Annotated in this window: 19 protein-coding genes and 3 pseudogenes; 19 read left to right on the top strand and 3 right to left on the bottom strand. The window is 43.4% G+C overall.

All coding sequences use genetic code 11. The features are described 5' to 3' along the window. Position 1 precedes the first annotated feature (1 nt). The 5 genes from LC048_RS05665 (at position 2) to spo0A (ending at position 6,288) form a co-directional block, all read left to right on the top strand. On the top strand, positions 2-850 hold the full coding sequence (locus LC048_RS05665; protein WP_226602092.1) for a TlyA family RNA methyltransferase: 849 nt from the start codon (positions 2-4) through the stop codon (positions 848-850). A gap of 285 nt (positions 851-1,135) precedes the next feature. Next, positions 1,136-1,585 (top strand): transcriptional regulator AhrC/ArgR, encoded by a 450-nt coding sequence (gene ahrC, locus LC048_RS05670; RefSeq protein WP_215026605.1) that lies wholly within the window; start codon positions 1,136-1,138, stop codon positions 1,583-1,585. A gap of 16 nt (positions 1,586-1,601) precedes the next feature. Then, entirely contained in the window at positions 1,602-3,293 is a 1,692-nt protein-coding gene (gene recN, locus LC048_RS05675; RefSeq protein WP_306049676.1) for a DNA repair protein RecN, read from the top strand. A gap of 125 nt (positions 3,294-3,418) precedes the next feature. Continuing rightward, positions 3,419-4,705, top strand: coding sequence for a SpoIVB peptidase (gene spoIVB / locus LC048_RS05680; protein WP_371932044.1), 1,287 nt, complete (start codon positions 3,419-3,421; stop codon positions 4,703-4,705). 785 nt (positions 4,706-5,490) lie between these two features. Beyond that, on the top strand, positions 5,491-6,288 hold the full coding sequence (spo0A, locus tag LC048_RS05685; protein WP_306049680.1) for a sporulation transcription factor Spo0A: 798 nt from the start codon (positions 5,491-5,493) through the stop codon (positions 6,286-6,288). 187 nt (positions 6,289-6,475) lie between these two features. Here spo0A and LC048_RS05690 read toward each other — a convergent pair whose 3' ends face one another. Continuing rightward, positions 6,476-6,616: a YycC family protein gene (locus tag LC048_RS05690; RefSeq protein ID WP_023627393.1), complete on the bottom strand. Its 141-nt coding sequence runs from the start codon at positions 6,614-6,616 to the stop codon at positions 6,476-6,478. A gap of 42 nt (positions 6,617-6,658) precedes the next feature. On the opposite strand from LC048_RS05690, the gene LC048_RS05695 reads away from it, so the two are divergent. Next, positions 6,659-7,393: a glycerophosphodiester phosphodiesterase gene (locus tag LC048_RS05695; protein ID WP_306049683.1), complete on the top strand. Its 735-nt coding sequence runs from the start codon at positions 6,659-6,661 to the stop codon at positions 7,391-7,393. A gap of 42 nt (positions 7,394-7,435) precedes the next feature. On the opposite strand, the pseudogene LC048_RS05700 reads toward LC048_RS05695, so the two are convergent. Next, a pseudogene (locus LC048_RS05700) lies at positions 7,436-7,663 on the bottom strand (DUF2627 domain-containing protein); the annotation flags it as partial. 217 nt (positions 7,664-7,880) lie between these two features. Here LC048_RS05700 and LC048_RS05705 point away from each other — a divergent pair. The 8 genes and pseudogenes from LC048_RS05705 to LC048_RS05740 all read left to right on the top strand — a co-directional run bounded on the left by LC048_RS05705 (position 7,881) and on the right by LC048_RS05740 (position 18,348). Next, a pseudogene (locus LC048_RS05705) lies at positions 7,881-9,942 on the top strand (sigma 54-interacting transcriptional regulator). A gap of 133 nt (positions 9,943-10,075) precedes the next feature. Then, the gene (yqiS, locus tag LC048_RS05710) at positions 10,076-10,981 is read left to right on the top strand and encodes a phosphate butyryltransferase (RefSeq protein ID WP_306049685.1); all 906 of its coding nucleotides are present in this window, start codon (positions 10,076-10,078) and stop codon (positions 10,979-10,981) included. Between the two features lie 29 nt (positions 10,982-11,010). Further along, positions 11,011-12,105, top strand: coding sequence for a Leu/Phe/Val dehydrogenase (gene bcd / locus LC048_RS05715; protein ID WP_226602100.1), 1,095 nt, complete (start codon positions 11,011-11,013; stop codon positions 12,103-12,105). Between the two features lie 238 nt (positions 12,106-12,343). Next, complete coding sequence (buk, locus tag LC048_RS05720; protein WP_226602101.1) at positions 12,344-13,429, top strand: butyrate kinase; 1,086 nt, start codon at positions 12,344-12,346, stop codon at positions 13,427-13,429. A gap of 90 nt (positions 13,430-13,519) precedes the next feature. Beyond that, positions 13,520-14,941 (top strand): dihydrolipoyl dehydrogenase, encoded by a 1,422-nt coding sequence (lpdA, locus tag LC048_RS05725; RefSeq protein WP_226602102.1) that lies wholly within the window; start codon positions 13,520-13,522, stop codon positions 14,939-14,941. A gap of 70 nt (positions 14,942-15,011) precedes the next feature. After that, the gene (locus tag LC048_RS05730) at positions 15,012-16,007 is read left to right on the top strand and encodes a thiamine pyrophosphate-dependent dehydrogenase E1 component subunit alpha (RefSeq protein ID WP_226602103.1); all 996 of its coding nucleotides are present in this window, start codon (positions 15,012-15,014) and stop codon (positions 16,005-16,007) included. A gap of 12 nt (positions 16,008-16,019) precedes the next feature. Further along, the gene (locus LC048_RS05735) at positions 16,020-17,003 is read left to right on the top strand and encodes an alpha-ketoacid dehydrogenase subunit beta (protein ID WP_226602104.1); all 984 of its coding nucleotides are present in this window, start codon (positions 16,020-16,022) and stop codon (positions 17,001-17,003) included. Between the two features lie 46 nt (positions 17,004-17,049). Beyond that, positions 17,050-18,348, top strand: a complete 1,299-nt coding sequence (locus tag LC048_RS05740) for a dihydrolipoamide acetyltransferase family protein (protein WP_306049688.1) — start codon at positions 17,050-17,052, stop codon at positions 18,346-18,348. Positions 18,349-18,599: 251 nt separating this feature from the next. Here the strand turns inward: LC048_RS05740 and LC048_RS05745 are convergent, their stop codons facing one another. Then, the gene (locus tag LC048_RS05745) at positions 18,600-18,785 is read right to left on the bottom strand and encodes a hypothetical protein (protein WP_226602106.1); all 186 of its coding nucleotides are present in this window, start codon (positions 18,783-18,785) and stop codon (positions 18,600-18,602) included. A 194-nt stretch (positions 18,786-18,979) separates the two neighbouring features. Here LC048_RS05745 and LC048_RS05750 point away from each other — a divergent pair, with 194 nt between their 5' ends. The 5 genes and pseudogenes from LC048_RS05750 (at position 18,980) to LC048_RS05770 (ending at position 25,960) form a co-directional block, all read left to right on the top strand. Further along, positions 18,980-20,935, top strand: coding sequence for a methylmalonyl-CoA mutase family protein (locus LC048_RS05750; protein ID WP_306049690.1), 1,956 nt, complete (start codon positions 18,980-18,982; stop codon positions 20,933-20,935). Further along, a pseudogene (gene scpA / locus LC048_RS05755) lies at positions 20,922-23,107 on the top strand (methylmalonyl-CoA mutase). The gene LC048_RS05750 and the pseudogene scpA overlap by 14 nt, the downstream one beginning before the upstream one ends. Positions 23,108-23,194: 87 nt before the next feature. After that, positions 23,195-24,235: a methylmalonyl Co-A mutase-associated GTPase MeaB gene (gene meaB / locus LC048_RS05760; RefSeq protein WP_306049692.1), complete on the top strand. Its 1,041-nt coding sequence runs from the start codon at positions 23,195-23,197 to the stop codon at positions 24,233-24,235. A 277-nt stretch (positions 24,236-24,512) separates the two neighbouring features. Further along, positions 24,513-24,950 (top strand): BrxA/BrxB family bacilliredoxin, encoded by a 438-nt coding sequence (locus tag LC048_RS05765; RefSeq protein WP_226602110.1) that lies wholly within the window; start codon positions 24,513-24,515, stop codon positions 24,948-24,950. A gap of 218 nt (positions 24,951-25,168) precedes the next feature. Then, entirely contained in the window at positions 25,169-25,960 is a 792-nt protein-coding gene (locus tag LC048_RS05770) for a transporter substrate-binding domain-containing protein (RefSeq protein WP_226602111.1), read from the top strand.

Here is a 25,960-nt window from a genome sequence, read left to right on the forward strand (position 1 = left end):
AATGAAAATCAAAAAAGAACGATTAGATGTACTGCTTGTTGAACGCGGTCTTTCCGAAACAAGGGAAAAGGCCAAACGGACAATCATGGCGGGGCTCGTCTACTCCAATGAAACTCGACTGGATAAGCCTGGTGAAAAGGTTAGCAGTGACATCCCCTTGACTGTAAAAGGGAATGCTCTCCCATACGTAAGCCGTGGAGGTTTGAAGCTAGAAAAGGCACTGAAGGTATTCAACCTCGATGTCCAGGGCAAAACGCTGCTGGATATCGGAGCTTCGACTGGCGGCTTTACCGATTGTGCTCTTCAAAATGGCGCTGAAATGTCCTATGCCCTGGATGTCGGCTACAACCAACTTGCCTGGAAGCTGCGACAGGATGAACGTGTCGTCGTGATGGAGCGGACAAACTTCCGCTATGTCAAACCGGAGGACCTCATGAAAGGGATGCCGAATTTCGCAAGCATCGATGTATCTTTCATATCACTCCGGCTGATATTGCCTGTCTTAAAAACCTTGCTGGTAACAGGCGGGGATATCGTCGCTCTCGTTAAGCCGCAATTTGAGGCTGGGAGAGAACAAGTCGGCAAAAAAGGCATCGTCCGTGACAGGAAGGTCCACGAACAAGTGTTGGACAGGATCATATCTTTTTCATTAGCGGAGGGCTATGATGTCATCGACTTAAGCTACTCGCCAATCACTGGCGGTGATGGCAATATCGAATTCCTGCTTCATCTTCAGTGGAACAACAACGTAGATGAGGTAGGCAGGCAGCTGTTGAAAACCAAGCCCGAAGCAGTCGTAACAGAAGCGCATAATGAACTGAAATCAAAGCAAACTAGCGAGGAAGAATAGGCTGATTATGCCTGTTCTTTTTTGTGTGAATTAAGATTCCATAATGTTTGCAGTGGAATTAACCCTTAACCCTATAGGTTTTAGGTTCTGTTAATGCTGTTGTTGAAAATCAACAGCCAAATTTTAAAGGACAATTTTGTAAAAAATTCTCTTTATGGAATTTTCACCACTTCGTCAATTCCACCGATAACTTTTGCCGAAAGACCACGAATGATTGTACATTCTGTTGAAATCGGCTAACATATGAGTATATGAATGTTTCGGATATATCCAGGGGTGATATTAATGAATAAAGGACAGCGACATATAAAAATCCGTGAATTAATCGCAAGTAAAGATATCGAGACGCAGGATGAACTCGTCGATCGGTTGAAAGCTGCTGGTTTTAACGTAACCCAGGCGACCGTTTCACGTGACATTAAGGAGCTTCATCTTGTAAAAGTTCCTTTGATTGACGGCAGGTACAAGTACAGTCTTCCTGCAGATCAGCGTTTCAACCCATTGCAAAAATTAAAAAGGTCTTTAATGGATGCTTTTATCCGGATTGACCAGGCAGGCCATCTTTTAGTAATGAAAACTCTGCCAGGCAATGCGAATGCCATCGGAGCATTGATTGATAATCTCGATTGGGAAGATATTCTTGGCACGATTTGTGGAGACGATACCATCTTAATTATTTGCCGTACTCCAGAGGATACGGAGCAAGTTACAAATCGTTTTCTCGATATGCTGTAAATGAGGTGACGTTTGCTTGTTAAATGAATTATCGATACGAAACTTCGCAATAATTGAATCATTATCCGTTTCTTTTAATAAAGGTCTTACCGTACTAACTGGCGAAACTGGAGCTGGGAAATCCATCATCATTGATGCCATCCACCTGCTCGTGGGTGGAAGGGGTTCAGCAGAATTCGTCCGCCATGGCGAAGGTAAAGCTGAAATTGAAGGTTTATTCCATCTGGAAGGCGAAAATCATCCGAGTTACGGAAAAGTTGCAGAGTTTGGCATTGAAATTGAAGATGCCATGATTGTCTTGAGAAGAGATATTTCAGCGAGTGGAAAAAGCGTCTGCCGCATTAATGGGAAGCTTGTCACGATTGCAGTCCTGCGTGAGGTAGGTTCAACCTTGATTGATATTCATGACCAGCACGAGCACCAGGAATTGATGGATGACGCAAAGCATATCAATCTGCTTGACCAATTCGGATCAGATGAAATCATGCCTGCCCTTCATGAGTACCAGCAGGTTTTCCGGTCATTTGAACAAACACAGAAAAAACTCAAAAGCTTAAGTGAAAATGAACAGCAAATGGACCATAGACTTGATTTAATCCAGTTCCAGCATGATGAAATCCTCTCGGCAGACCTTAAGTTGAATGAGGATGAGGAGCTTCTTGAAGAGAAGAATAAGCTTGGCAACTTCGAAAAGATTTACGAAAGCATTCAGACCAGTTATTCAGCTTTGCAGGGCGAGCAAAAGGGCCTTGACTGGATTGCTTTGGTCATGGATAACCTGCAGAATGCAGCGGATCTGGATCCTGACTACAAAAATGTAGCTGACACAGTAGCAAACAGTTTTTATATGCTTGAAGATGCAGCGAGGACTATCAGGAATGATTTGGATTCCCTTGAGTATGACCCGCAGCGCTTGATTGTAATTGAGGACAGACTAAATGAAATCAATCAATTGAAGCGGAAATATGGGAAAACGATAGAAGAAATCCTTGAGTATTCCTCGAAAATCGAAGAAGAAATTGAGACGCTGCAAAATAAGGAAGTCCATATCGGCCAGATGGAGAAGGAGCTTGCGTCACTTAAGAAGGATTTGCGCATCGAGGCAAATAATCTGACTCAAACTCGCAGGAAATGGACCAAAAAGCTTACAAAATTAATTCATAAAGAACTTAAAGAGCTGTATATGGAAAAGACGGTATTCGACCTTAGAATCGACCCGGACTCTGAACATTTCCATAAAAGTGGTGCCGATAAGGTAGAATTTTATATCTCGACAAATCCAGGTGAACCTCTGAAGCCTTTGTCAAAAATTGCATCCGGAGGAGAACTTTCAAGGATCATGCTCGCCCTGAAGAGCATTTTCTCGAAACATCAGGGTGTCACTTCAATTATTTTCGATGAAGTGGACACAGGAGTAAGCGGCCGGGTTGCACAATCGATTGCAGAAAAAATTTACAGTGTGTCGACTGGATCTCAGGTTTTGTGTATTTCGCACTTGCCTCAAGTCGCTGCAATGGCCGATACCCACCTGTATATCGCAAAGGTTATAAAGAATGGAAGGACAAAAACCTCTGTCACTCCACTTTCTTCTTCTGAGAAGGTAAAGGAAATCGTCAGGATGATTTCAGGGGTTGAAGTTACTGACCTCACGAAACAGCATGCTGAAGAATTACTGAAGCTTGCACAGAATATGAAGGCCATTACATGAAAAGCTATCCATAATGGGTAGCTTTTTTATTTTTATACAGGTTATAAATGCGGGGAGTCGAGGCAAAATTAAAGATGTAGCCATTTTCGATGTGTGTGGACTAGAAGCGAGGAGAGTGAATGGATTTGAAAAAAGATTTTCTCAGAAAATTTATTGGTGGAATTCTCCTTGTTTCATTAATTGCTTTAGGATTTGCAAAACCAGTACATGATTATTTATCTATTCCAGGAGATATAACATTATTCGAGGGGCAAAAGCTTGACTTCCAGGCGAATGCAGTCCAAGTCTCAGCTCCCGTAAAAGAAACTAATATCGCAGTAGACCAAAAAGGCGAAACCTTGTCTCTAGAGGCAAAAAGGCACGGTAAGGATGAAATGGTCCTAGAACTAGCCGGGTTCCCCGTCAAAAAGGTCGATGTCAATGTCCTTAAGGATTTCAAGGTCAGGCCAGGCGGTCAATCAATAGGAGTGAAGCTGAATACGGTTGGTGTCCTTGTGGTCGGGCATCATCAGGTTCAAGCTGATGCTGGAAGAGTGTCACCAGGTGAAAAAGCAGGGATAAGAAAAGGCGATATTATCACAGAAATCAATGGACAGCAAATTGAAAAAATGGCGGACGTTGTCCCGTTTGTGAAGCAAGCCGGGGAAGACGGGAAGCCATTGGATGTTGTGATTAAGAGGGAAAATGAAAAAATCAAAACTCAACTCCAGCCAGAAAAGGATGTAAATGAAAACACCTATAAGCTTGGATTGTATATACGCGATTCAGCTGCAGGGATTGGAACAATGACTTTTTATCATCCTCAGTCAAAAAAATATGGAGCGCTGGGGCATGTCATTTCTGACATGGATACGAAAAAGCCTATCGTCGTAGGTGATGGGCAAATCGTAAGATCTACAGTAACTTCGATTGAAAAAGGCGATAAAGGCAATCCAGGGGAGAAGCTGGCCCGTTTTTCATCTGATCGAGAAGTAATTGGGAATATTAGAAGAAATAGTCCTTTTGGAATCTTTGGTGAACTGAACAAAGATATTTCAAATGGCATATTCGATAAACCTCTGCCAATTGCGCTTTCGCATCAAGTAAAAGAAGGCCCGGCAAAAATCTTGACTGTCGTGAACAATGACGAAGTAAACCTTTTTGATATAGAAATTGTCAGCACCATCCCTCAGAAGTTTCCAGCAACCAAGGGTATGGTCATAAAGGTAACAGACCCGGAACTGTTAGAAAAAACAGGTGGAATTGTCCAGGGAATGAGCGGAAGTCCCATCATCCAGGAAGATAAGCTAGTTGGGGCAGTAACCCACGTCTTTGTAAATGACCCAACAAGTGGATATGGAGTTCATATAGAATGGATGTTGAACGAAGCAGGCATAGATATTTACGAAAAACCAAGAGAGCAGGCAAGCTAAAACAGGAATTCGGCGGCGGCAAATAGCCGCCTTTTCTTTGTATGTAACAATACATACGCCGCGAGTGAGGGGCTGACGGACAGAAATCGAAGGAAATCGTGAAAAAGTGTCCGTCATCAGGGTCGTGACGGACAGAAATCGAAGAGAAATCCTAAAAAGTGTCCGTCATCAGGGTCATGACGGACAGAAATCGAAGGAAATCGTGAAAAAGTGTCCGTCATCAGGGTCGTGACGGACAGAAATCGAAGAGAAATCCTAAAAAGTGTCCGTCATCAGGGTCATGACGGACAGAAATCGAAGGAAATCGTGAAAAAGTGTCCGTCATCAGGGTCGTGACGGACAGAAATCGAAGAAAATCGTGAAAAAATGTCCGTCATCAAGGGGATGACGGACAGAAATCGAAGAGAAATCCGAAAAAGTGTCCGTCATCAGAAGCAAGAAGACCTAGAGAATGCCAACGAAACTCAAAAGTGTCAGCTTATGACGACGAGTAGGCTCAGCGCCAGTCCCGAGGAAAGCGTAGTGCATGGAACAGATATCAGTACAAACTAATATTAATACTTAAATATCAAGATTATTCGACAAATTAACAGAAGCTTTTTTGTCAACTATCGAAATAAGTCGAAAAACAAAGGAAAATGAAGCATTAGTAAGAAAATATTACTTTTTTAAGAAAAAATTAAAAATAAGAGGAATTTCTGTTGCATTGTCGAATTAGTCATTTAGAATAGAATTTAGAGAAGATAATGTTTGTGATCATAATTGGATTGAGGAGGAACCAAGTAGTGAACAAAATTAAAGTATGCGTAGTTGATGACAACAGAGAATTAGTAGGTCTTCTTGAGGAATACATTTCCTCTCAGGATGATATGGAGATTGTTGGAGTTGCCCATAATGACCAGGAATGTTTAGAAATGCTTGAAGATACAGATCCTGATGTTTTGCTTTTAGATATTATTATGCCGCACCTGGATGGACTGGCGGTCCTGGAGAGACTCCGTGAAATGAAGAAGGGCATCATTCCAAATGTAATCATGCTGACTGCGTTTGGTCAGGAAGATGTAACCAAGAAAGCTGTAGACCTTGGGGCATCCTATTTCATTCTGAAGCCGTTTGATATGGAGCAATTAGCAGGTCATATCCGTCAGGTTAGCGGCAAGGCAAAATCAGTAGCACGTAAGCCATCGTCATCAATCAATTATGGCAGATCAAATGCGGAACAAAAGCCTAAAAACCTTGATGCAAGCATTACGAGCATCATTCATGAAATTGGCGTCCCTGCACATATTAAAGGATATATGTACTTGCGTGAAGCTATTTCAATGGTGTATAACGATATTGAACTACTTGGCTCGATCACAAAAGTCCTCTATCCAGATATTGCCAAGAAATTCAATACAACGGCAAGCCGCGTAGAACGTGCAATCCGCCATGCGATTGAAGTAGCGTGGAGCAGAGGGAATATTGATTCCATTTCCTCGTTGTTTGGATATACTGTTTCAATGTCAAAGGCAAAGCCGACAAATTCCGAATTCATCGCCATGGTCGCTGACAAGCTTCGTCTGGAGCATAAAGCTTCTTGAAAGAGTTAGGGAAGATTTAGTAATTTTTTTATAATATTTTATGGAACATCTTACTTTACCGCGGTCTAGCCGTACGAAAGTAAGATGTTTTTATATGCCTGGAAATTGGAAAACCATGAGTAGGCGTATTATCATGTATATTATATATAAGGATTACATGAAAAAACGCCCTATAGGCGTTTTGGCTTTATTTTTCTTTTTCTTTTTCAAGTTCCGTTAACTTTTGAATTAAGATATGTTGGGGCATATGCATGATTTGTTCAATAGGTACTCCGAGTTTTTCGGATAGTTTAACAGCAGTCTCAGCAGAAATATGTAATGGCCTCATTGTTTAGTTACCTCCAAATTGAAAAGAATGGTGTGATGGATTATGACTCTTATTTTAGCACATCGCGGCTATGCAGCAGAATATCCTGAAAACACTTTGCTGGCATTTAAAGAAGCTGAAAAAGCAGGTGCTGAAGGTCTGGAGCTCGATGTCCAGATGACAAAAGACGGTGAGCTAGTCGTGATTCATGATGAAAAGGTTGATCGGACGACAGATGGCTCTGGACTGGTAAAGGAATACAATTATGAGGATTTAAGAAAGTTGGATGCCCGTTATAAATTCAAGGAATTAACAAAAAAAGAACAAATTCCTACCTTGAATGAAGTTCTCGAATGGATATCGGCAACCAAAATGGTCTGCAATATTGAGTTAAAAAACAGCATCATCCCTTATGAGGGGATGGAAGAAAAGGTCATAAATATGGTTAGGACCTTTGGCTTATCAGACAGGATTATCATTTCCTCTTTCAATCATTACAGCATTGTCCACAGTTATTTGCTGGCACCAGAGATTGAAATAGCCCCTTTGCTTTCTGAAGGCTTATACATGCCATGGATATATGCACAGTCGATAAAAGCTAAAGGATTTCACCCGCACTGGCGGGCTGCGCCAGATCAAATTGTCAAGGCTTCGCTAGAAAGCGGGATTGAAGTGAGACCATATACAGTGAATAAAGAGTCAGAGCTGGAAAGGCTATTCAAGGTTAATTGCAGTGCACTTATAACAGATGACCCTGCAAAGGCAAAGAGAATAAGGAAAAAAATAAACAGGGCCTGAATAAATCAAGGGCCTGTTTTGCTTTTTATTGCTATCAGGTATTCGGAAAAATGCCTGGACTTTATTTCTTTTACGATCACGATGCAGGATAAAACCAGCGATGAACCCAAGTCCAGCAAGGAAAAACAGAAGTCCAGCAAGGAATTGGAGCCACAAAAACGGAAATGGTGCCTGCAAGATTCCAAACACCATGTCTCGCATAAGTTTTACCCCTAGAGCAGCGATGACTCCTGGTATCAACATAATGATTAATGCTATGATCCTGATCATTCGGTTTCCCCTCGTTATTTGTCCTCTTTTTAAAAGTATACTTAACCCCGTGTTTTTCCGCAATATAAGTTGTTCAAGGAGCATTACTTACAGAAGAGTTAGAAAACAAAGAAATTTGTCAGCGCATACAAAAAGAATTACAATAATAATAGTGAAAGATTTTGCAGACTAGAATGTTAGAGCCATGAAATATTTTTCCAGATATGTGGTGGATATTATGCAGAAAGTAATGATTGTAGGAGCGGGTAAGGGTGGAACAGCCATCCTGAACATTTTCAAACAGACTGCAGATGTGATAGCAGTGGTTGACCTTGATCCGCACGCCCCCGGAATACTTGCAGCTCAGAATGCTGGCATCCAAACGGGAACAGATTGGCGTCAATATATGTCAGATCAGCTGGATATCATCATTGAAGTGACCGGCGAGGACGAAGTTTTCAAGGATTTAAGGGAAGCGCGCGGCAAAAACACGGTCCTGATACCCGGCAGTGTCGCATTCCTACTGGCGACCCTTTTAGAGGAAAAGGAAGAGTTAATAAAAACTCTTAGAAAAATTACATATGAGCATGATTTGATTTTTAACTCCTCTGGAGATGGCATGGTAGTCATCAATACAGAAGGAATCATAACTTTGTTTAACAAAAGCGCTGAAAAAATTATCGGAACAACGAGGGAACAGGCAGAAGGGCAACATGTTTTAGAAATTATACCAACAAGCAAACTTCCGGGAATTTTGAATACAAGAAAGACAGAGTCGAACCAGGAATTATTGCTTCCAAATGGGTCGAAAATCATCACTACACGAATTCCGATCATTGATGAAAATGACCAACTGATTGGAGCGTTCTCTGTTTTTAAGGACATTACAGAAGTCGTTAATCTTGCCGAAGAGATAACGAATCTAAAAGAAATCCAAACAATGCTTCAGGCAATCATAAATTCAAGCGATGAAGCAATTTCTGTAGTAGATGAAGATGGCAGGGGGATTTTGATCAATCCAGCTTATACCAGAATAACCGGACTTAAGGAAGAGGAAGTAATCGGGCAGCCAGCTACCGCAGATATATCAGAAGGCGATAGCATGCACATGAAAGTCCTTAAGACGAGAAGACCAGTTCGAGGAACAGCGATGAGGGTCGGCCCTAATAAAAAGGAAGTTGTTGTCAACGTAGCGCCCGTTATAGTTGATGGGAAGTTAAAGGGAAGTGTAGGGGTTATCCATGATATGTCGGAAATCCAGAACTTGAACCGGGAGCTGACACGAGCAAGACAGATTATCAGGACTCTTGAAGCGAAATACTCGTTTGAGGATATTATCGGCCAATCAGAAGAAATGACAATTCCGATTGAACAAGCAAAGCTCGGGGCGAAAACGCCTGCAACTGTCCTCCTTCGCGGGGAATCAGGAACAGGGAAAGAGTTATTTGCCCATGCCATTCACAATGCCAGTGATCGCAGGTTCAATAAGTTCATACGTGTGAATTGCGCTGCAATTTCTGAATCGCTGCTCGAAAGCGAACTTTTCGGCTATGAAGAAGGAGCCTTTTCAGGAGCTAAGCGTGGGGGGGAAACGCGGTTTTTTTGAGGAAGCCAATAACGGCAGCATTTTCCTTGATGAAATCGGCGAATTGCCGGCCAATACGCAAGCCAAATTACTCAGGGTTTTACAGGAGAGAGAAATTGTACGTGTGGGCGGAACAAAGCCCGTACCAATCAACGTCAGGGTGATAGCTGCCACAAATATGAACCTTGAAAAAGCGATTGCGAATGGCAGTTTTAGAGAAGACTTATATTATCGATTGAACAGGATGCCGATTCATATCCCGCCTCTTAGAAGAAGGAAAGAAGATATCCCGCTCCTGTGTGAAAGGTTGATCCATAAAATTAATCAAGATTATGGACGTGTCGTTGAAGGGATTTCTGAAGATGCCATTAATAAATTGATGGATTATGATTGGCCCGGAAATGTAAGGGAGCTTGAAAATGTCCTTGGCCGAGCTATTATCTTCTTGAGCTTTAGTGAAACGATCATCCAGAAAGAGCATTTGCCTGAATTGCAGAACAGCCAACTGAAGGATAGGGATGATCCAATCGGGCAGTCAATTCCGACTGAACCGCTTGCGCTCCAGTTGGAAAACTACGAAGCGAAGGTAATCAAAACTACACTTAAAGCTGTAAAAGGAAATAAAACTGCTGCAGCGAAAGTTTTAGGGGTATCCGTCAGGAATTTATATTATAAGCTCGAAAAATTCAATATTGAAGGAGATAGCATGCAATAATCTTCATACTCTGCAATTTTTTTCATAATATTTTTGGGCAAAAATAAAGCGTTTCCAACGTTTTTAAGTTGGCACAGTTCTTGCATAATTAATTAGCGGTGATGTGAGAAGGACAGAAAGGGTTGAATCAGTCATGAAATTAGACTCACTTATCAGCATGGCATCCCAAAATGACAGGAAAACAGTTGCGGTCGCAGCGGCTGAAGATGCCGAAGTATTGGAGGCAGTTGCTCAAGCTGTAAACCTGGAGCTTGCCGATTTTCTTCTATATGGAAACGAGGAAGAAATCGAAAAAATGATTGCAGCTAAGCATCCAGGGCTTGCAGACAGCAAAGGGGTTAGAATCATCTCTGCGCCTAATCATCATGCTGCAGCTGAAATGGCTGTGAAAGCGGTCAAAGACAATGAAGCCAATGTTCTGATGAAAGGGCATATCCCGACTGCTGCGATTTTGAAGGCTGTCTTAAATAAAGAAAATGGGCTTAGGACCGGGTCCGTGCTTTCCCATGTCGCTGTATTTGAAGTGCCGGGCTATGATCGATTTACAATCGTTACCGATGCAGCGATGAATATTGCACCAGATCTAGAGCAAAAAGCTCAAATCATCAAGAATACTATCAAGATAGCCCATTCTATAGGGATTGAACTGCCGAAAGTCGCGCCACTAGCAGCGGTTGAGGTGATTAATCCGACCATGCAGGCTACAATAGATGCAGCTTCATTAACATTGATGAACAAAAGAGGACAAATTACCGGATGTATCGTGGATGGACCGCTGGTCCTCGATAATGCAGTTTCACAGCTTGCCGCAGAGCATAAGGGGATAAAAAGTGAAGTGGCAGGAAGGGCTGATATCCTTCTGGTCCCTGCGATCGAGGTAGGAAATGTCCTTTATAAATCATTAATTTACTTTGCCAATGCAAAGGTTGGCGCAGTCATCGCCGGGGCAAAAGCACCAATCGTGTTAACATCCAGGGCTGACACTGCTGAAAGTAAGTTATACTCACTTGCATTAGCGTTATGCTCTGCTATTAAATAATTTACATAAACCAGGGGAGGAAATTAGAAATGGAAATTTTTAAGTATCTAGAACAGTACGATTATGAGCAGGTTGTATTTTGTCAGGATAAACAGTCAGGATTGAAAGCAATCATCGCAATTCATGATACAACTCTTGGACCAGCTTTGGGCGGAACTCGTATGTGGACTTATGCATCAGAAGAAGCTGCTATCGAGGATGCGCTTCGACTAGCTAAAGGTATGACGTACAAGAATGCTGCTGCTGGCCTGAACCTTGGTGGCGGCAAGACAGTTATTATCGGCGATCCGCGCAAGGATAAGAATGAAGAAATGTTCCGTGCATTCGGCCGCTATATCCAGGGCTTGAATGGAAGATATATCACTGCAGAAGATGTAGGTACTACTGTGGCAGATATGGACTTAATCCATGAGGAAACGGATTATGTAACTGGAATCTCACCAGCATTCGGTTCATCAGGAAATCCATCACCGGTAACTGCTTATGGTGTATACAGAGGAATGAAGGCTGCTGCTAAGGAAGCTTTTGGCACTGATTCTCTAGAAGGAAAGACAATTGCTGTTCAGGGTGTAGGGAACGTTGCATTTAATCTTTGCCGCCACCTTCACGAAGAAGGAGCACAGCTGATTGTTACGGATATTAATAGAGAAGCAGTACAAAGAGCTGTTGAGGACTTCGGCGCGAAAGCGGTTGAGCCGGATGAAATCTACAGCGTAGACTGTGATATTTACGCACCATGTGCCTTAGGTGCAGTAATCAACGACGAAACAATTCCTCAGCTAAAAGCGAAGGTTATTGCCGGAGCTGCGAACAATCAGCTTAAGGATACTAAACATGGTGATATCATCCATGAAATGGGAATTGTTTACGCTCCGGATTATGTCATCAATGCTGGCGGTGTAATCAATGTTGCGGATGAGCTTTACGGCTATAACGCTGAAAGAGCAATGAAGAAAGTTGAAACGATCTACAATAATATCGAAAAAGTAATCGAAATTGCTAAAAGGGATGGAATTCCTACTTATAAAGCGGCTGACCGTATGGCAGAGGAGCGTATTGAAAGAATGCGCAATTCTCGCAGCCAGTTCCTGCAAAACGGCCACCATATCCTTAGCCGCCGTTAATATTGGCTCATATCGAGAGAGTTGTTGGGGTGAATATCATGCTTTTTATAAGCAGCACAAAGCCCCGAAGTATATACTCAATGGGTTTAGGTATTCAGAGACCAACAATGATTTCTCGAAAATAGCCTAAAAGGTTTTGCAGAGAGCGCTGAATATTTGTTTCGGCGCCTCTGCTGTTCCTAAATGCTACTGACGTATTGCGGATTTTTCATTCCGCGAGCAAATTGGAGGTTTAACTGTGCAACAAACAGAACATCGGATTCTAGTTATCAATCCAGGATCTACATCAACGAAAATTGGAGTATTTGACAATGAGGTTTCGGTTTTTGAAAAAACGATCCGTCATGATTCAGCTGTCATCAACTCCTATGAAACCATCATCGACCAATACGAATTCAGGAAGAATACGATACTTGAAACGCTTGATACTGAAGGGATCAACATTTCAAAATTGAGTGCTGTTTGTGGGCGCGGCGGGCTTTTACGGCCAATCGAAGGCGGAACATATGCAGTGAATAATAAGATGCTCGATGACCTGCGTGCAGGTTATTCAGGCCAGCATGCTTCAAATCTGGGAGGTATTCTAGCCTATGAAATTGCATCTGGTTTGAATATCCCTTCCTTCATCGTCGACCCAGTCGTGGTCGATGAACTTGACCCGGTTGCGCGTGTATCGGGATTCTCGCTTATTGAACGGAAGAGTATTTTCCATGCATTGAACCAAAAGGCAGTCGCCCGCAGGGTATCAAAAGAACTGGGTAAAAAATATGAAGAGCTGAACTTGATTATTACCCATCTTGGCGGTGGTATCACTGTAGGTGCCCATAAAAAGGGAAGAGTTGTTGATGTGAATAACGGTCTGCATGGCGATGGACCATTCAGTCCAGAACGTGCAGGTACAGTACCAGCGGGTGACCTTGTTCAGCTATGTTTTTCTGGCGATTATTTCCGCGAAGAAATAATGAAAAAACTAGTCGGCCAGGGCGGCCTTGTGGGGTATCTTGGCACGAATGATGCAGTGAAAGTCGAAAAAATGATCAAGCAAGGAAATGGGAAGGCAAAGCTTGTATACGAAGCAATGGCTTATCAGGTAGCGAAGGAAATCGGATCAGCTAGTGCAGTCCTCGCTGGTAAAGTGGACGCGATTGTACTGACTGGCGGACTTGCTTACGGCAAAGAGTTCGTCCAGGAAATCTCTGAACGAATCAATTGGATTGCCGACGTTATAGTCCACCCGGGAGAAAACGAACTTCAGGCCCTTGCTGAAGGAGCCCTCCGAATCCTTCGCGGTGAAGAAGATGTAAAAGAATATCCGGGGATGTAAGACTGGCTTATTTATAACACATGCCAAAGCCTGGAGCGAAAATCAGCATTCTTATAAAAGGGTTAGACCATATATAGAGGAGGGATCCAGATGGCTCAAGAATATGATTTGGTCATTCTTGGAGGCGGTACAGGCGGATATGTAGCAGCAATCAGAGCTTCTCAGCTTGGCTTGAAAACTGCCATTGTTGAAAAAGGAAAGCTTGGCGGAACATGCCTGCATAAAGGATGTATCCCAAGCAAAGCATTGCTTCGCAGTGCTGAGGTTTATGCTACCGCAAAGAAAAGCGAAGAATTTGGCGTGACGACAGGTGAAGTTGGCGTCAACTTCGTAAAGGTTCAGGAAAGAAAAGAGAAAATCGTCGAGCAGCTGCACCGTGGTGTACAGCATCTGATGAAACAGGGCAAGATCGATGTTTATGAAGGTCTGGGAAGAATCTTGGGCCCATCCATCTTCTCGCCGATGCCAGGAACCATTTCTGTAGAGATGAACAATGGCGAAGAAAATGAAATGCTGATCCCGAAGAATGTCATCGTTGCGACAGGTTCAAGACCTAGAACATTGCCTGGTCTTGAAGCAGATGGGCAATATGTGATGACATCAGACGAAGCGCTTGTCATGGAGGATCTTCCTAAGTCAATCATCATCGTTGGCGGTGGTGTAATCGGAATCGAATGGGCTTCCATGCTCGCTGATTTTGGCTCTGCTGTGACTGTGATTGAGTATGCAGATCGAATTGTTCCAACCGAAGACAAGGAAGTTTCAAGAGAAATGCAGCGTGCGATGAAGAAAAAAGGCGTGAAAATCGTAACAAACGCGAAAGTCTTATCAGAGACCCTGCAAAAAGCTGATGGTGTCACGATCAGCGCAGAGGTTAAAGGTGAAACGAAGGAATTTTCTGCTGATAAATTGCTTGTTTCAGTTGGACGCCAGGCAAATGTTGAAGGAATCGGACTTGAGAATACAGAAATACAGCTGGAAAAAGGATTCATTCAGACAAACGAATTTTTCCAGACAAAAGAATCTCATATCTATGGAATTGGCGATGTGATTGGAGGCTTGCAGCTTGCGCATTTGGCTTCACATGAAGGAATAGTGGCAGTTGAGCACATTGCCAATCAAAATCCGCACCCAATCGACTATACGCTTGTCTCAAAATGCATATACAGCTCTCCAGAGGCTGCCAGTGTTGGTTTGACTGAAGATGAAGCAAAAGAAAAAGGCCACGATGTGAAGACAGGAAAATTCTCCTTCAAGGCAATCGGAAAGGCACTCGTATATGGTGAATCCGATGGCTTTGTAAAGATTATAGCTGACAAGGAAACGAATGATATTCTTGGTGTCCATATGATTGGACCTCATGTAACAGATATGATTTCAGAAGCGGGACTTGCAAAAGTGCTAGATGCTACACCATGGGAAATTGCCCACACCATCCATCCTCACCCTACATTGTCCGAGGCAATCGGTGAAGCGGCCTTGGCTGTGGATGGCAAGGCAATCCATTCTTAAATTCTATTTTAAAAGCAAGAGCTCTTTTCCCCGGAAAAGAGCCTTGTACGAACAATTGGGAGGTATAAAGATGGCAGAAAATCGTCACGCTGCACTTGGCTTAAGTGATGAAAAGGTTATGAAAATGTATGAAACAATGCTTTTGGCCCGCCGGCTGGATGAGCGGATGTGGCTATTGAACCGTGCCGGGAAAATCCCGTTTGTCATTTCCTGTCAGGGACAGGAAGCTGCACAGGTAGGAGCTGCTTTTGCCCTGGATCGGGATAAGGATTATGTGCTTCCATACTACCGTGACATGGGTGTGGTCTTAACTTTTGGCATGACTGCTAAAGACCTGATGCTTTCCGGTTTTGCCAAAGCGGAAGACCCAAATTCAGGTGGGCGCCAGATGCCTGGACACTTTGGTCAAAAGAAGAACAGGATCGTCACAGGTTCTTCTCCGGTAACAACACAGGTTCCTCATGCTGTTGGAATCGCTCTTGCAGGTAAAATGGAGAAGAAGGATTTAGTAACGTTCGTTACGTTTGGAGAAGGTTCGTCGAACCAGGGTGATTTCCATGAAGGAGCAAACTTTGCGGGAGTCCATAAGCTTCCTGTCATTTTCATGGTTGAAAACAATAAATATGCGATTTCGATTCCATACGAGAGGCAAGTTGCAGCCGAGAAGGTTTCCGACCGTGCGATCGGTTATGGCATGCCTGGAGTCACTGTTGATGGAAATGATCCATTAGAAGTTTATAAAGTCGTCAAGGAAGCGGCTGACCGAGGACGACGCGGTGAAGGACCGACTCTTGTCGAGGCAGTTTCCTACCGCCTGACTCCACACTCATCAGATGATGATGACAGAAGCTACCGCGCGCCTGATGAAGTTGCACAGGCAAAAACGAAGGACCCGATCATTACCTTCGGCGCTTATCTGAAGGAAAATGGCATCATGAATGATGAAACTGAAAAGGAAATCAACGATCGAATCATGAAGCTGGTTAATGAAGCAACTGATTATGCTGAAAATGCACCGTATGCTGAGCCTGAACAAGCTCTGAAATACGTATATGCTGAAGAGTAAGGAGGAACGAAAATGGCGGTAATTTCTTATATAGATGCAGTGACATTGGCAATCAAAGAAGAAATGGAAAGAGACCCGAGAGTTTTTGTCCTCGGTGAAGATGTTGGTAAAAAGGGTGGAGTATTCAAAGCGACACAAGGCTTATTTGAGAAGTTTGGAGAAGATCGCGTTATTGATGCTCCGCTTGCAGAATCAGCGATTGCAGGGGTTGGAATTGGTGCTGCAATGTACGGCATGCGTCCAATCGCCGAGATGCAATTCGCAGATTTCATTATGCCGGCTGTAAACCAGATTATTTCAGAGGCAGCAAGAATTCGTTACCGTTCAAATAATGACTGGAGCTGTCCGATGGTCATCCGCGCTCCTTATGGCGGCGGTGTACACGGTGCGCTTTACCACTCACAGTCGGTTGAAGCGGTTTTCGCGAACCAGCCAGGCTTGAAAATCGTCATGCCATCAACACCTTATGATGTAAAAGGCCTGTTGAAAGCGGCTATAAGGGATGAGGATCCAGTCTTATTCTTTGAACATAAGCGTGCCTACCGTTTGATCAAAGGCGAAGTACCTGATGATGATTATGTGCTTCCAATTGGCAAAGCTGACGTCAAACGTGAAGGCGAGGATATCACCGTCATTACTTACGGTCTAGCGGTCCACTTTGCCCTTCAGGCAGCTGAAAGGCTTGCAAAAGACGGGATTTCCGCGCACATCCTTGACCTTCGTACTGTATATCCATTGGATAAAGAAGCCATCATCGAGGCTGCTTCAAAGACCGGAAAAGTACTGCTTGTAACGGAAGACAATAAAGAAGGCAGCATCATGAGTGAAGTTTCTGCGATTATTGCAGAGCACTGCTTATTCGAATTGGATGCTCCAATCAAGAGACTGGCAGGACCTGATGTACCAGCAATGCCTTATGCTCCAACTATGGAGAAATATTTTATGATCAATCCTGATAAAGTTGAAAAAGCAATGAGAGAACTTGCTGAATTTTAACATAATCATATTGGAAATAGAATGAATGGAGAAGGAGGGTCAATCTGTGGCAATCGAACAAATCAAAATGCCTCAATTAGGTGAGAGTGTTACTGAGGGAACAATCAGCAAATGGCTGATTTCCGTTGGTGACAAAGTGAATAAATATGATCCACTTGCAGAAGTTATGACCGACAAAGTAAACGCTGAAGTACCATCTTCATTTTCAGGGACAGTCAAAGAATTGATTGCGGGTGAAGGCGATACATTGGCAGTTGGGGAAATTATCTGCACAATAGAAATCGAAGGCGGAGCTACTGAAGAAGCACCAGCAGCTTCTTCAGAAACTGAATCTACAACAAGTGCAAGTGCAACTCCAGCACCTGCAGCAGAGGAAGGCAACAAAGGCAGATATTCACCTGCAGTATTGAAGCTGGCTCAGGAAAATAACATTGATTTATCCCTGGTTAAGGGAAGCGGAGCGGGCGGAAGGATTACCCGTAAGGATCTTAAGCAAATGATTGAATCCGGTAATATTCCTCAAGCTTCTGCACAGACTGAAGCACCTAAAGAAGCGGCTAAGGTTGAAACTGCTTCGGCGCAACCACAGCCTGCTGCACAGTCACAGCCATCTGCGCCAGCTCTGTCTGTCCCGGTTGCTGCTGGTGACATTGAAATCCCAGTGACTGGCATTCGCAAAGCAATTGCCGCGAACATGCTGCGCAGCAAACATGAAGCTCCGCATGCCTGGACGATGGTAGAAGTGGATGTTACGAATCTAGTAGAGTACAGGAATGGCCTTAAGGATGATTTCAAGAAAAAAGAAGGCTTCAATCTTACCTTCTTTGCTTTCTTCGTGAAGGCAGTTGCCCAGGCATTGAAGGAATTTCCGCAAATTAACTCAATGTGGGCTGGAGATAAGATTATCCAGAAAAAAGATATCAATATTTCAATTGCTGTCGCGACTGATGATGCCCTTTTCGTACCTGTCATCAAGAACGCGGACGAAAAAACAATCAAAGGCATTGGCCGTGAAATCAATGAACTTGCTCAAAAGGTACGCGCAGGAAAGCTTCGATCCGAGGATATGCAAGGTGGAACCTTTACTGTCAACAACACAGGTTCTTTCGGTTCCGTTCAATCAATGGGAATCATCAATTACCCGCAGGCAGCGATTCTCCAGGTGGAATCGATCGTTAAGCGCCCTGTAGTCATGAACAATGGCATGATCGCTGTTCGTGATATGGTGAACCTATGTCTGTCTCTTGATCACCGTGTGTTGGATGGCATGGTTTGCGGCCGATTCCTTGCAAGGGTTAAAGAGATCCTTGAGAATACATCGAAAGAAACTACTTCTATTTATTAATCGTATTTTAAAGCCGTTGCTAATGCAGCGGCTTTTATATTGTTTACCAGGAAATTAAAAAATTGTTTAGTTGTGGATAACTACATGTAGTAATCTTAAGCTAGCTCCAGCGCCTAGCCCCTCGAGTCGCTTCGGTCCGCTCAGGTGAAGTCAAAGAACGCCTTCACTGGTCGTCCCTCCAGCGCTTGTCGGGGCTGACCAAGGCGCTTGCGCTTTTTGTTCATGAATAAGAAAGTTTAAATTTTTTATACTTAGATTAGTGTCCAGCTCCAGCGCCTAGCCCCTCGAGTCGCTTGTCTAGTGTCGCCTCCTAGAAACTCCGAAACTTCAACTCCGCCGGCAGAAGCAAAAAGCGCTTCTTTGTCGGAGTCTCCAGTTTCTGCGTTTCTGGGCAGTCGGCTATACTTTTCGGTTTCGGTCCGCTCAGGTGAAGTCAAAGAACGACTTCACTGGTCGGCCCTCCAGCGCTTGTCGGGGCTGACCAAGGCGCTTGCGCTTTTCATATTGTGATTCACTTCGTTGCTTGAAAAGCAATCGTATACTAAAATATAGAAGAGTATAAAAATTAGAATTTTACTACAATTTTTATGTGAAGGGGGGAAAGCTGTCTGTACTATGGACAGTAAGGTTTATGACGATAGAAAATATGAAAGCGACCTTGTTCAAAGATACAACAATTGAAGATTGGCAGGAAAAAGCTGCTGCTTCATTAAAAGGCAAGCCGATTGATGCTCTTTATACAAATACATATGAGGACATTAAACTTAAACCGCTTTACACAAAAAGAAATCTTCCAGAGGAATTGACTGGAGAACTGCCTGGTCAGCCGGATTATAGAAGAGGCATCCATTCTCTTGGATACCAGTCAGAGTCCTGGCATATAGCAAACCGCCTCGTTTATTCCAATGTTGGTGAGTTGAAAGAGAAACTTGATAACGCACTGTCAAAGGGACAATCAGCCATTGCCTTTGATGTGCAACCTGAGTTATTTTCCGAGAATCGTTCCTTAGTTTCTTTCATCTCTTCTTACAAAAATAAGTATCCGTTCAGCCTGGACGCTGGTTTGCTCCAGACGCCAATGCTTGCAGCTTTGGCTATTGCCAGTAAAGATGCCGGTAGTGAAGAGAAGCTATCAGGTTTCGTTGCAGCGGATCCTGTTGCTGAAGCGAGTTTGATTGGTGGACTTCCGACGGAGGAAAATGAATACTTTGCAAATTGGACAAAGGTACTTGAAGAAGCAGATGAAAAATTACCAGAAGTAAAGACAGTGCTGGTCAATACCGTTCCATACCATAACAGCGGCGCTAATGCAGTGCAGGAACTCGCTATTGCCGTATCAACGGGAGTTTATCTTCTACAAAAGTTGCTGGACAATGGATGGGAATTAAAGAAAGCGTTATCAAAGATGGTGTTCCATTTTGCAATCGGCTCTAACTTCTTCATGGAAACGGCTAAGCTTAGAGCTGCCAGGCTTCTGTGGAGTAAAACAGCAGAAGCTTTCGGAGCAGAGCTTGATGACCGGAAAATGGTTTTATCAGCTGAAACCTCAAAGTTCACAAAAACTATTTTCGACCCATACGTGAACATGCTCAGGACGGGAAATGAAGCCTTTGCCGCTGTTTTGGGCGGAATCCAGTACCTTCATACAGGAAGCTTTGACGAATCGGCACGATCTGCGAATCTTTTTTCGGAAAGAGTTGCCCGAAATACACAACTGGTGCTTCAATCTGAAGCACATCTTGAAAAAGTAGCTGACCCTGCAGGAGGTTCCTGGTATGTCGAGTCATTGACAAAGGAACTGGCTGAAAAAGCATGGGAGCTATTCCTCGAAATTGATGGCAAGGATGGAATTTATGAAACGCTGAAAGCAGGCTGGCTTCAGGAGCAAATTGCACAGACCGCAGAAGCACGTGGGCAGGACATTGCTACTCGTATGAAGAGCATAATTGGAACGAACGTTTATGCCAACCCTTCGGATGATATCGTTGAACCTGCAGTCCAGGAGTTAAAAAGAAAGTATATGATAGACTCTCTTGAGGTTGCCATCAGTAAAATCACCGCTGAAAGCTCACTGTTAGAAAATTTCAAAGATATGAAAGCAAGCTTTACACCGTTAAATCTAAAAAGATTAGCTGAGCCTTATGAAGAGTTGAGGTTCAGGGCTATGAAACTTGAGAAAAAGGGTGTGGACCCTATTGTCGGACTGATTTGCCTGGGTGAGCTGAAGAAGCATAAGGCAAGGGCAGATTTCATTTCCGGCTTATTGTCGGCGGGAGGAATCGATGCTGAAAGAAGCGGGGAAGTGGACTCCAGTTCAGCAGCCCTTGAGTTCATTAACTCATCTCAAGCTAGACAGTTTATTATTTGCGGCGATCAGGCTGCCTACAATTCTATTGGACCGGAGCTGGCGCTGGAGATAACAAGGGAGCACGATGTCAAGCTTTACCTGGCAGGTATCCCTGATGAAAAACAAAGCGAATGGAAAACTTCCGGCATTATTGAGTTTCTTCACATAAAAAGCAATGCCGTACAGACTCTATCAGCTATGCTTCAGGAAATGGAGGTGGGCGCAAATGCAAAAGCCTGACTTTACAAAAATACGTTTATTCGATGGGGAAAAGGAAGTCAACAAGGATCAAGTGGATCGCCATATAGAGCAAGAGATTGATGATTTATTATTTGAAACGAATGAGCAAATCAAGGTGAAGCCAGTGTACACAAAAGAAGATGTAAGCTCTTCGAATCATATGGAAGGCATGCCTGGTCTACCTCCTTTTACGGGGGCCGTATCCAGCGATGTATGTGAACCGGCCTTGGACGGTAAGACAGTATGCAGGCTTTTCTACTGCGGAAGAAAGCAACGCATTCTACAGACGAAATCTTGCCATGGGGCAAAAAGGTTTGTCTGTTGCCTTTGACCTGGCAACACACAGGGGCTATGATTCTGACCATCCTCGCGTCGAGGGCGACGTCGGGAAAGCTGGAGTCGCAATTGATTCCATTTTAGATATGAAAATTTTGTTTGACGGTATCCCGCTCGACCAGATGTCTGTATCCATGACAATGAATGGTGCTGTTCTGCCAATCATGGCGTTTTTCATCGTGACAGCCGAGGAACAGGGTGTGACACAGGATCAATTATCCGGGACAATTCAGAATGACATTCTGAAGGAGTATATGGTCAGGAACACGTACATTTATCCACCGGAAATGTCGATGAAAATTATTGCCGATATTTTCGAGTACACTTCCAAATATATGCCGAAATTCAATTCAATCAGCATTTCAGGCTATCATATGCAGGAAGCTGGTGCTCCCGCGGATATCGAATTGGCGTACACTCTTGCAGACGGTCTTGAATATGTTAGGACTGGCCTTAAGGCTGGAATTGATATTGATTCATTCGCACCACGCTTAAGCTTCTTCTGGGCGATTGGAATGAACTATTTCATGGAAGTAGCCAAAATGAGGGCAGCCCGCTATATTTGGGCGAAAATGATCAAGACATTCAATCCGAAAAAATGAAAAGTCGATGGCATTGAGAACTCATTCGCAAACATCCGGATGGAGTTTGACCGAGCAGGACCCATATAATAATGTTATTCGGACACTGATAGAGGCGCATGCAGCGGCAATGGGGCACACTCAATCATTGCATACCAATGCCCTGGATGAAGCAATTGCACTGCCGACTGACTTTTCAGCACGCATTGCCCGTAATACACAACTATTCCTTCAGGAAGAAACAGGAATTACGAAGGTCATTGATCCTTGGGCAGGCAGTTACTATGTTGAAAGTCTGACAAACTCGCTGATTGAGCGTGCCTGGGAGCATATTGAAGAAATTGAAGGTCTTGGCGGGATGGCGAAAGCAATTGAAACCGGACTTCCAAAAATGCGGATCGAAGAAGCTGCTGCAAAGGCGACAGGCGGCCCAGATTGATTCTGGAAAAGAAACAATCATCGGCGTGAATAAATTTAAACTGGACCAGGAGGATCCCCTGGAAATCCTCGATATCGATAATACTGCTGTCCGTGCGAAACAGCTTGAAAGGCTAAAGCAGCTGAAGGAAAACCGTGATGACGAAAAAGCAGAAGAAGCATTAAATGAATTAGCCAGGGTAGCAGAAACAGGCGAAGGCAACCTTCTGGAGTATGCAGTCAGGGCGGCACGCGCAAGGGCGACACTTGGGGAAATTTCAGATGCAATCGAAAAAGCAGCTGGTAGGCATAAAGCGGTTATCCGTTCAGTCAGCGGAGTATACAGCACAGCCTTCACAAATGGAGAGGAAATTGCTGAAGTCCAGCAAATGACACAGGAGTTCCTTGAAAATGAAGGACGCAGGCCGCGGATCATGATTGCCAAAATGGGACAGGATGGTACCATGACCGCGGAGCAAAGGTCATTTCAACCGCTTTCGCTGATTTAGGATTTGATGTGGATATTGGTCCACTTTTCCAAACCCCTGAAGAAACAGCAGTCCAGGCAGTTGAAAATGATGTGCATGCAATTGGAATCAGCTCTTTGGCCGCTGGACATAAAACATTATTACCACTGCTTGTGAATGAACTCAAAAAATTAGGCCGCGAAGATATTGTTGTCATTGTCGGCGGGGTCATCCCAGCTCAGGATTATCAATTCTTGTATGATAATGGAGCAAGTGCGATTTTTGGGCCAGGTACAGTCATCCCTGTTGCGGCCCAGACAGTTTTACGGACTATTTATGAGCGTCTAGGCTATGAGGAAGTGTCTAGTTAATGGCAGATGAGAAAAGGCCGGAATGGTTCAATCCTGAAAAGGCTGATTCGTTCTCAAGTGTAGTGAAGCCTGGCGTGGCAGGGGGAAATGTCGAAAAATCGGCAGCGAAAGCCGGGCGTTTCGTTAAAAAAAAGGAATTTACGCAAACTGGATCCAGCTGCGCTTGCAAGTGACATCAAAGCTGGGGACAGGACAGCTCTGGCAAAAGGAATCACTTTGGTTGAGAGCAATGCGGAGCATGACTTTCAGACGGCTCAAACTCTTTTGCAGAAATTGTTGGCTGATTCTGGACGTTCCATCCGTATTGGTATAACAGGTGTGCCTGGTGCTGGCAAGAGTACTTTTATCGAGAGCTTTGGCAGCTATTTATGCCATCTTGGTCATAAAGTTGCAGTTCTGGCTGTGGACCCCACCTCAAGCTTGACTGGAGGCAGCATCCTTGGCGATAAGACGAGGATGGAAAAGCTTGCGCGTAATCCGAGAGCATTCATTCGGCCATCACCTTCTGGTGGAAAGCTGGGTGGTGTCCACCGGAAAACGCGGGAAACAATGCTATTATGTGAAGCTTCTGGATTCGATGTCATCCTTGTTGAAACTGTTGGGGTGGGTCAGAGTGAGGTCATCGTCAGGGATATGGTTGATTTCTTTATGCTTCTCGTGCTGACTGGTGCCGGTGATGAACTTCAGGGAATGAAGAAAGGAATCATGGAGCTTGCAGATGCAGTCATAGTGAATAAGGCGGATGGTTTAAACGAACAATCAGCGAAAAAGACTAAAGAAGAGTATAACCGGATCCTGCATTTCCTTCAGCCTGCAACAAAAGGCTGGCAGACAGCCGCTATGACGAGTTCAGCACTACAAAACAAAGGCATTGATGAGATTTGGAAAACAATTTCAGCCTTTGAGAGCTTAACGAAAAAAAGTGGAGTCTTTGATGAAAGAAGGAGATTCCAAACGAAAGAGTGGCTGAATGATATGATTATTGATCAGCTTCAGGCAAATTTCTTTCATAATCCAGCAATAAAAAATCTGCTTCCTAAGGTGGAAAATGAAGTTATCTCAGGTAACAGACCAGTTGCTTCAGGTGTCGAGGAGTTATTTAAAGCATTTTTTGGAGACAAAAATTAAGCTGTCCAGCAATGGGCAGCTTTTCTTCATATCTATTCTAGGAATTTGGGGATTATTCGATGCGATCGTGAACCGGAAACAATGTATGCACCGTGCAAAAAAAATGGACAACGGAATGTTCCGTTGTCCTTCATCTAGGGAGTTTAGGGGTATGGATCTAGCTGTATTGTTAACATTCCCGGAATCCATAAAAGTTAAACATACTTTGAAAAATTAATTTTAATTGGTATCATATATTTATGTACTAGTTACTATACAGCAGAGGAGAGATGTAACGATGAGCATGGATTTCAATTTTTTCATGAATGATGTAGTCCGTCAGGCTCGCCAGGAAATTGGGGCAGCTGGATATACAGAATTAACAACGAGCGAGGAAGTAGAACAAGCATTGGCTAAAGAGGGAACAACACTTGTGATGGTTAACTCAGTCTGCGGTTGCGCCGGAGGTATTGCCCGTCCTGCAGCTGCACATGCTGTTCACTATGATAAACGTCCAGATCATCTTGTGACTGTTTTCGCCGGACAGGATAAGGAAGCGACAGAAAAAGCAAGAAGCTATTTTACGGGCTATCCGCCATCGTCCCCATCTTTCGCATTGCTGAAGGACGGAAAGCTTTGCACAATGGTCGAACGTCACGAAATCGAAGGACACGACCCAATGCAAGTAGTAAACAAGCTGCAAAATGCATTCGAAGAATATTGTGAAGAAATTTAAACACTGAAGGATCCCGGTTTTATCGGGGTTCTTTTTTTGTTTAAAATTATCATATATTTATATTTAAAAATATTATTGCATATTTACTCATATGTGTTAAAATACATTTTAGTTAATAATTATTAATTATCTTGCATGAATACAAGAGTTTTCTAGCTGATATATTAATAATTTTGTATAAAATTACAGAATGGACATTATAGGGGGAAAACAATCAAATGAAAAAGTTAATTTCAGTTTTATTGGTGGGCATTATATTAACGGGAGTCCTCGCTGCGTGTGGGACAAGCAGTGAAAAAACATCAGGCACCGGCGACGAGGAAAAGAAAGTCCTGAAAATGGGCACTTCAGCGGACTATCCGCCATTTGAATACGTAGAAACAGCTACAAGTGATGAAATTATTGGTTTTGATGTAGATTTAGCCAATCTGATTGCAAATGAATTAGGGTATGAAGTAGAAATTAAAGATATGGATTTTAATGGTCTTATTGGTGCTCTTCAGTCCGACCGTGTTGATTTTGTCATGGCAGGCATGACTCCGACAGATGACCGAAAGAAGAACGTAGATTTCACTGAAGTTTACTATACTGCGAAGCACATGATTGTTTCTGCAAAAGATAGCAATATCAAATCAATTAAGGACCTTGAAGGTAAAACAGTTGGCGTTCAGCTTTCATCCATTCAGGAAGAAGAAGCTGAGAAAATCGCTGAAACAGTGGATATCAAGATTGAGAAGCGCACAAGAATTCCTGAATTGGTTCAGGAAATCAAAGCTGGTCGTATTGATGCTGCGATTATCGAGGATACAGTAGCAGATGGGTACTTTAAGAATAATCCTGATCTTGATGGATTTACAATCGAAGACGGAAGTGAAGAAGAAGCTGGATCTGCGATCGCTTTCCCTAAAGGAAGCAAGCTGACGGAGGAATTTAACAAGGTTCTGAAAGAAAAAATGGAAAACGGTGAAGTAGACAAATTGATTGTTAAATGGTTTGGCGGAGAAAAGTAA

Origin of the sequence: Mesobacillus subterraneus (assembly GCF_020524355.2) — a bacterium.
Taxonomy (GTDB): domain Bacteria; phylum Bacillota; class Bacilli; order Bacillales; family Cytobacillaceae; genus Mesobacillus; species Mesobacillus subterraneus_C.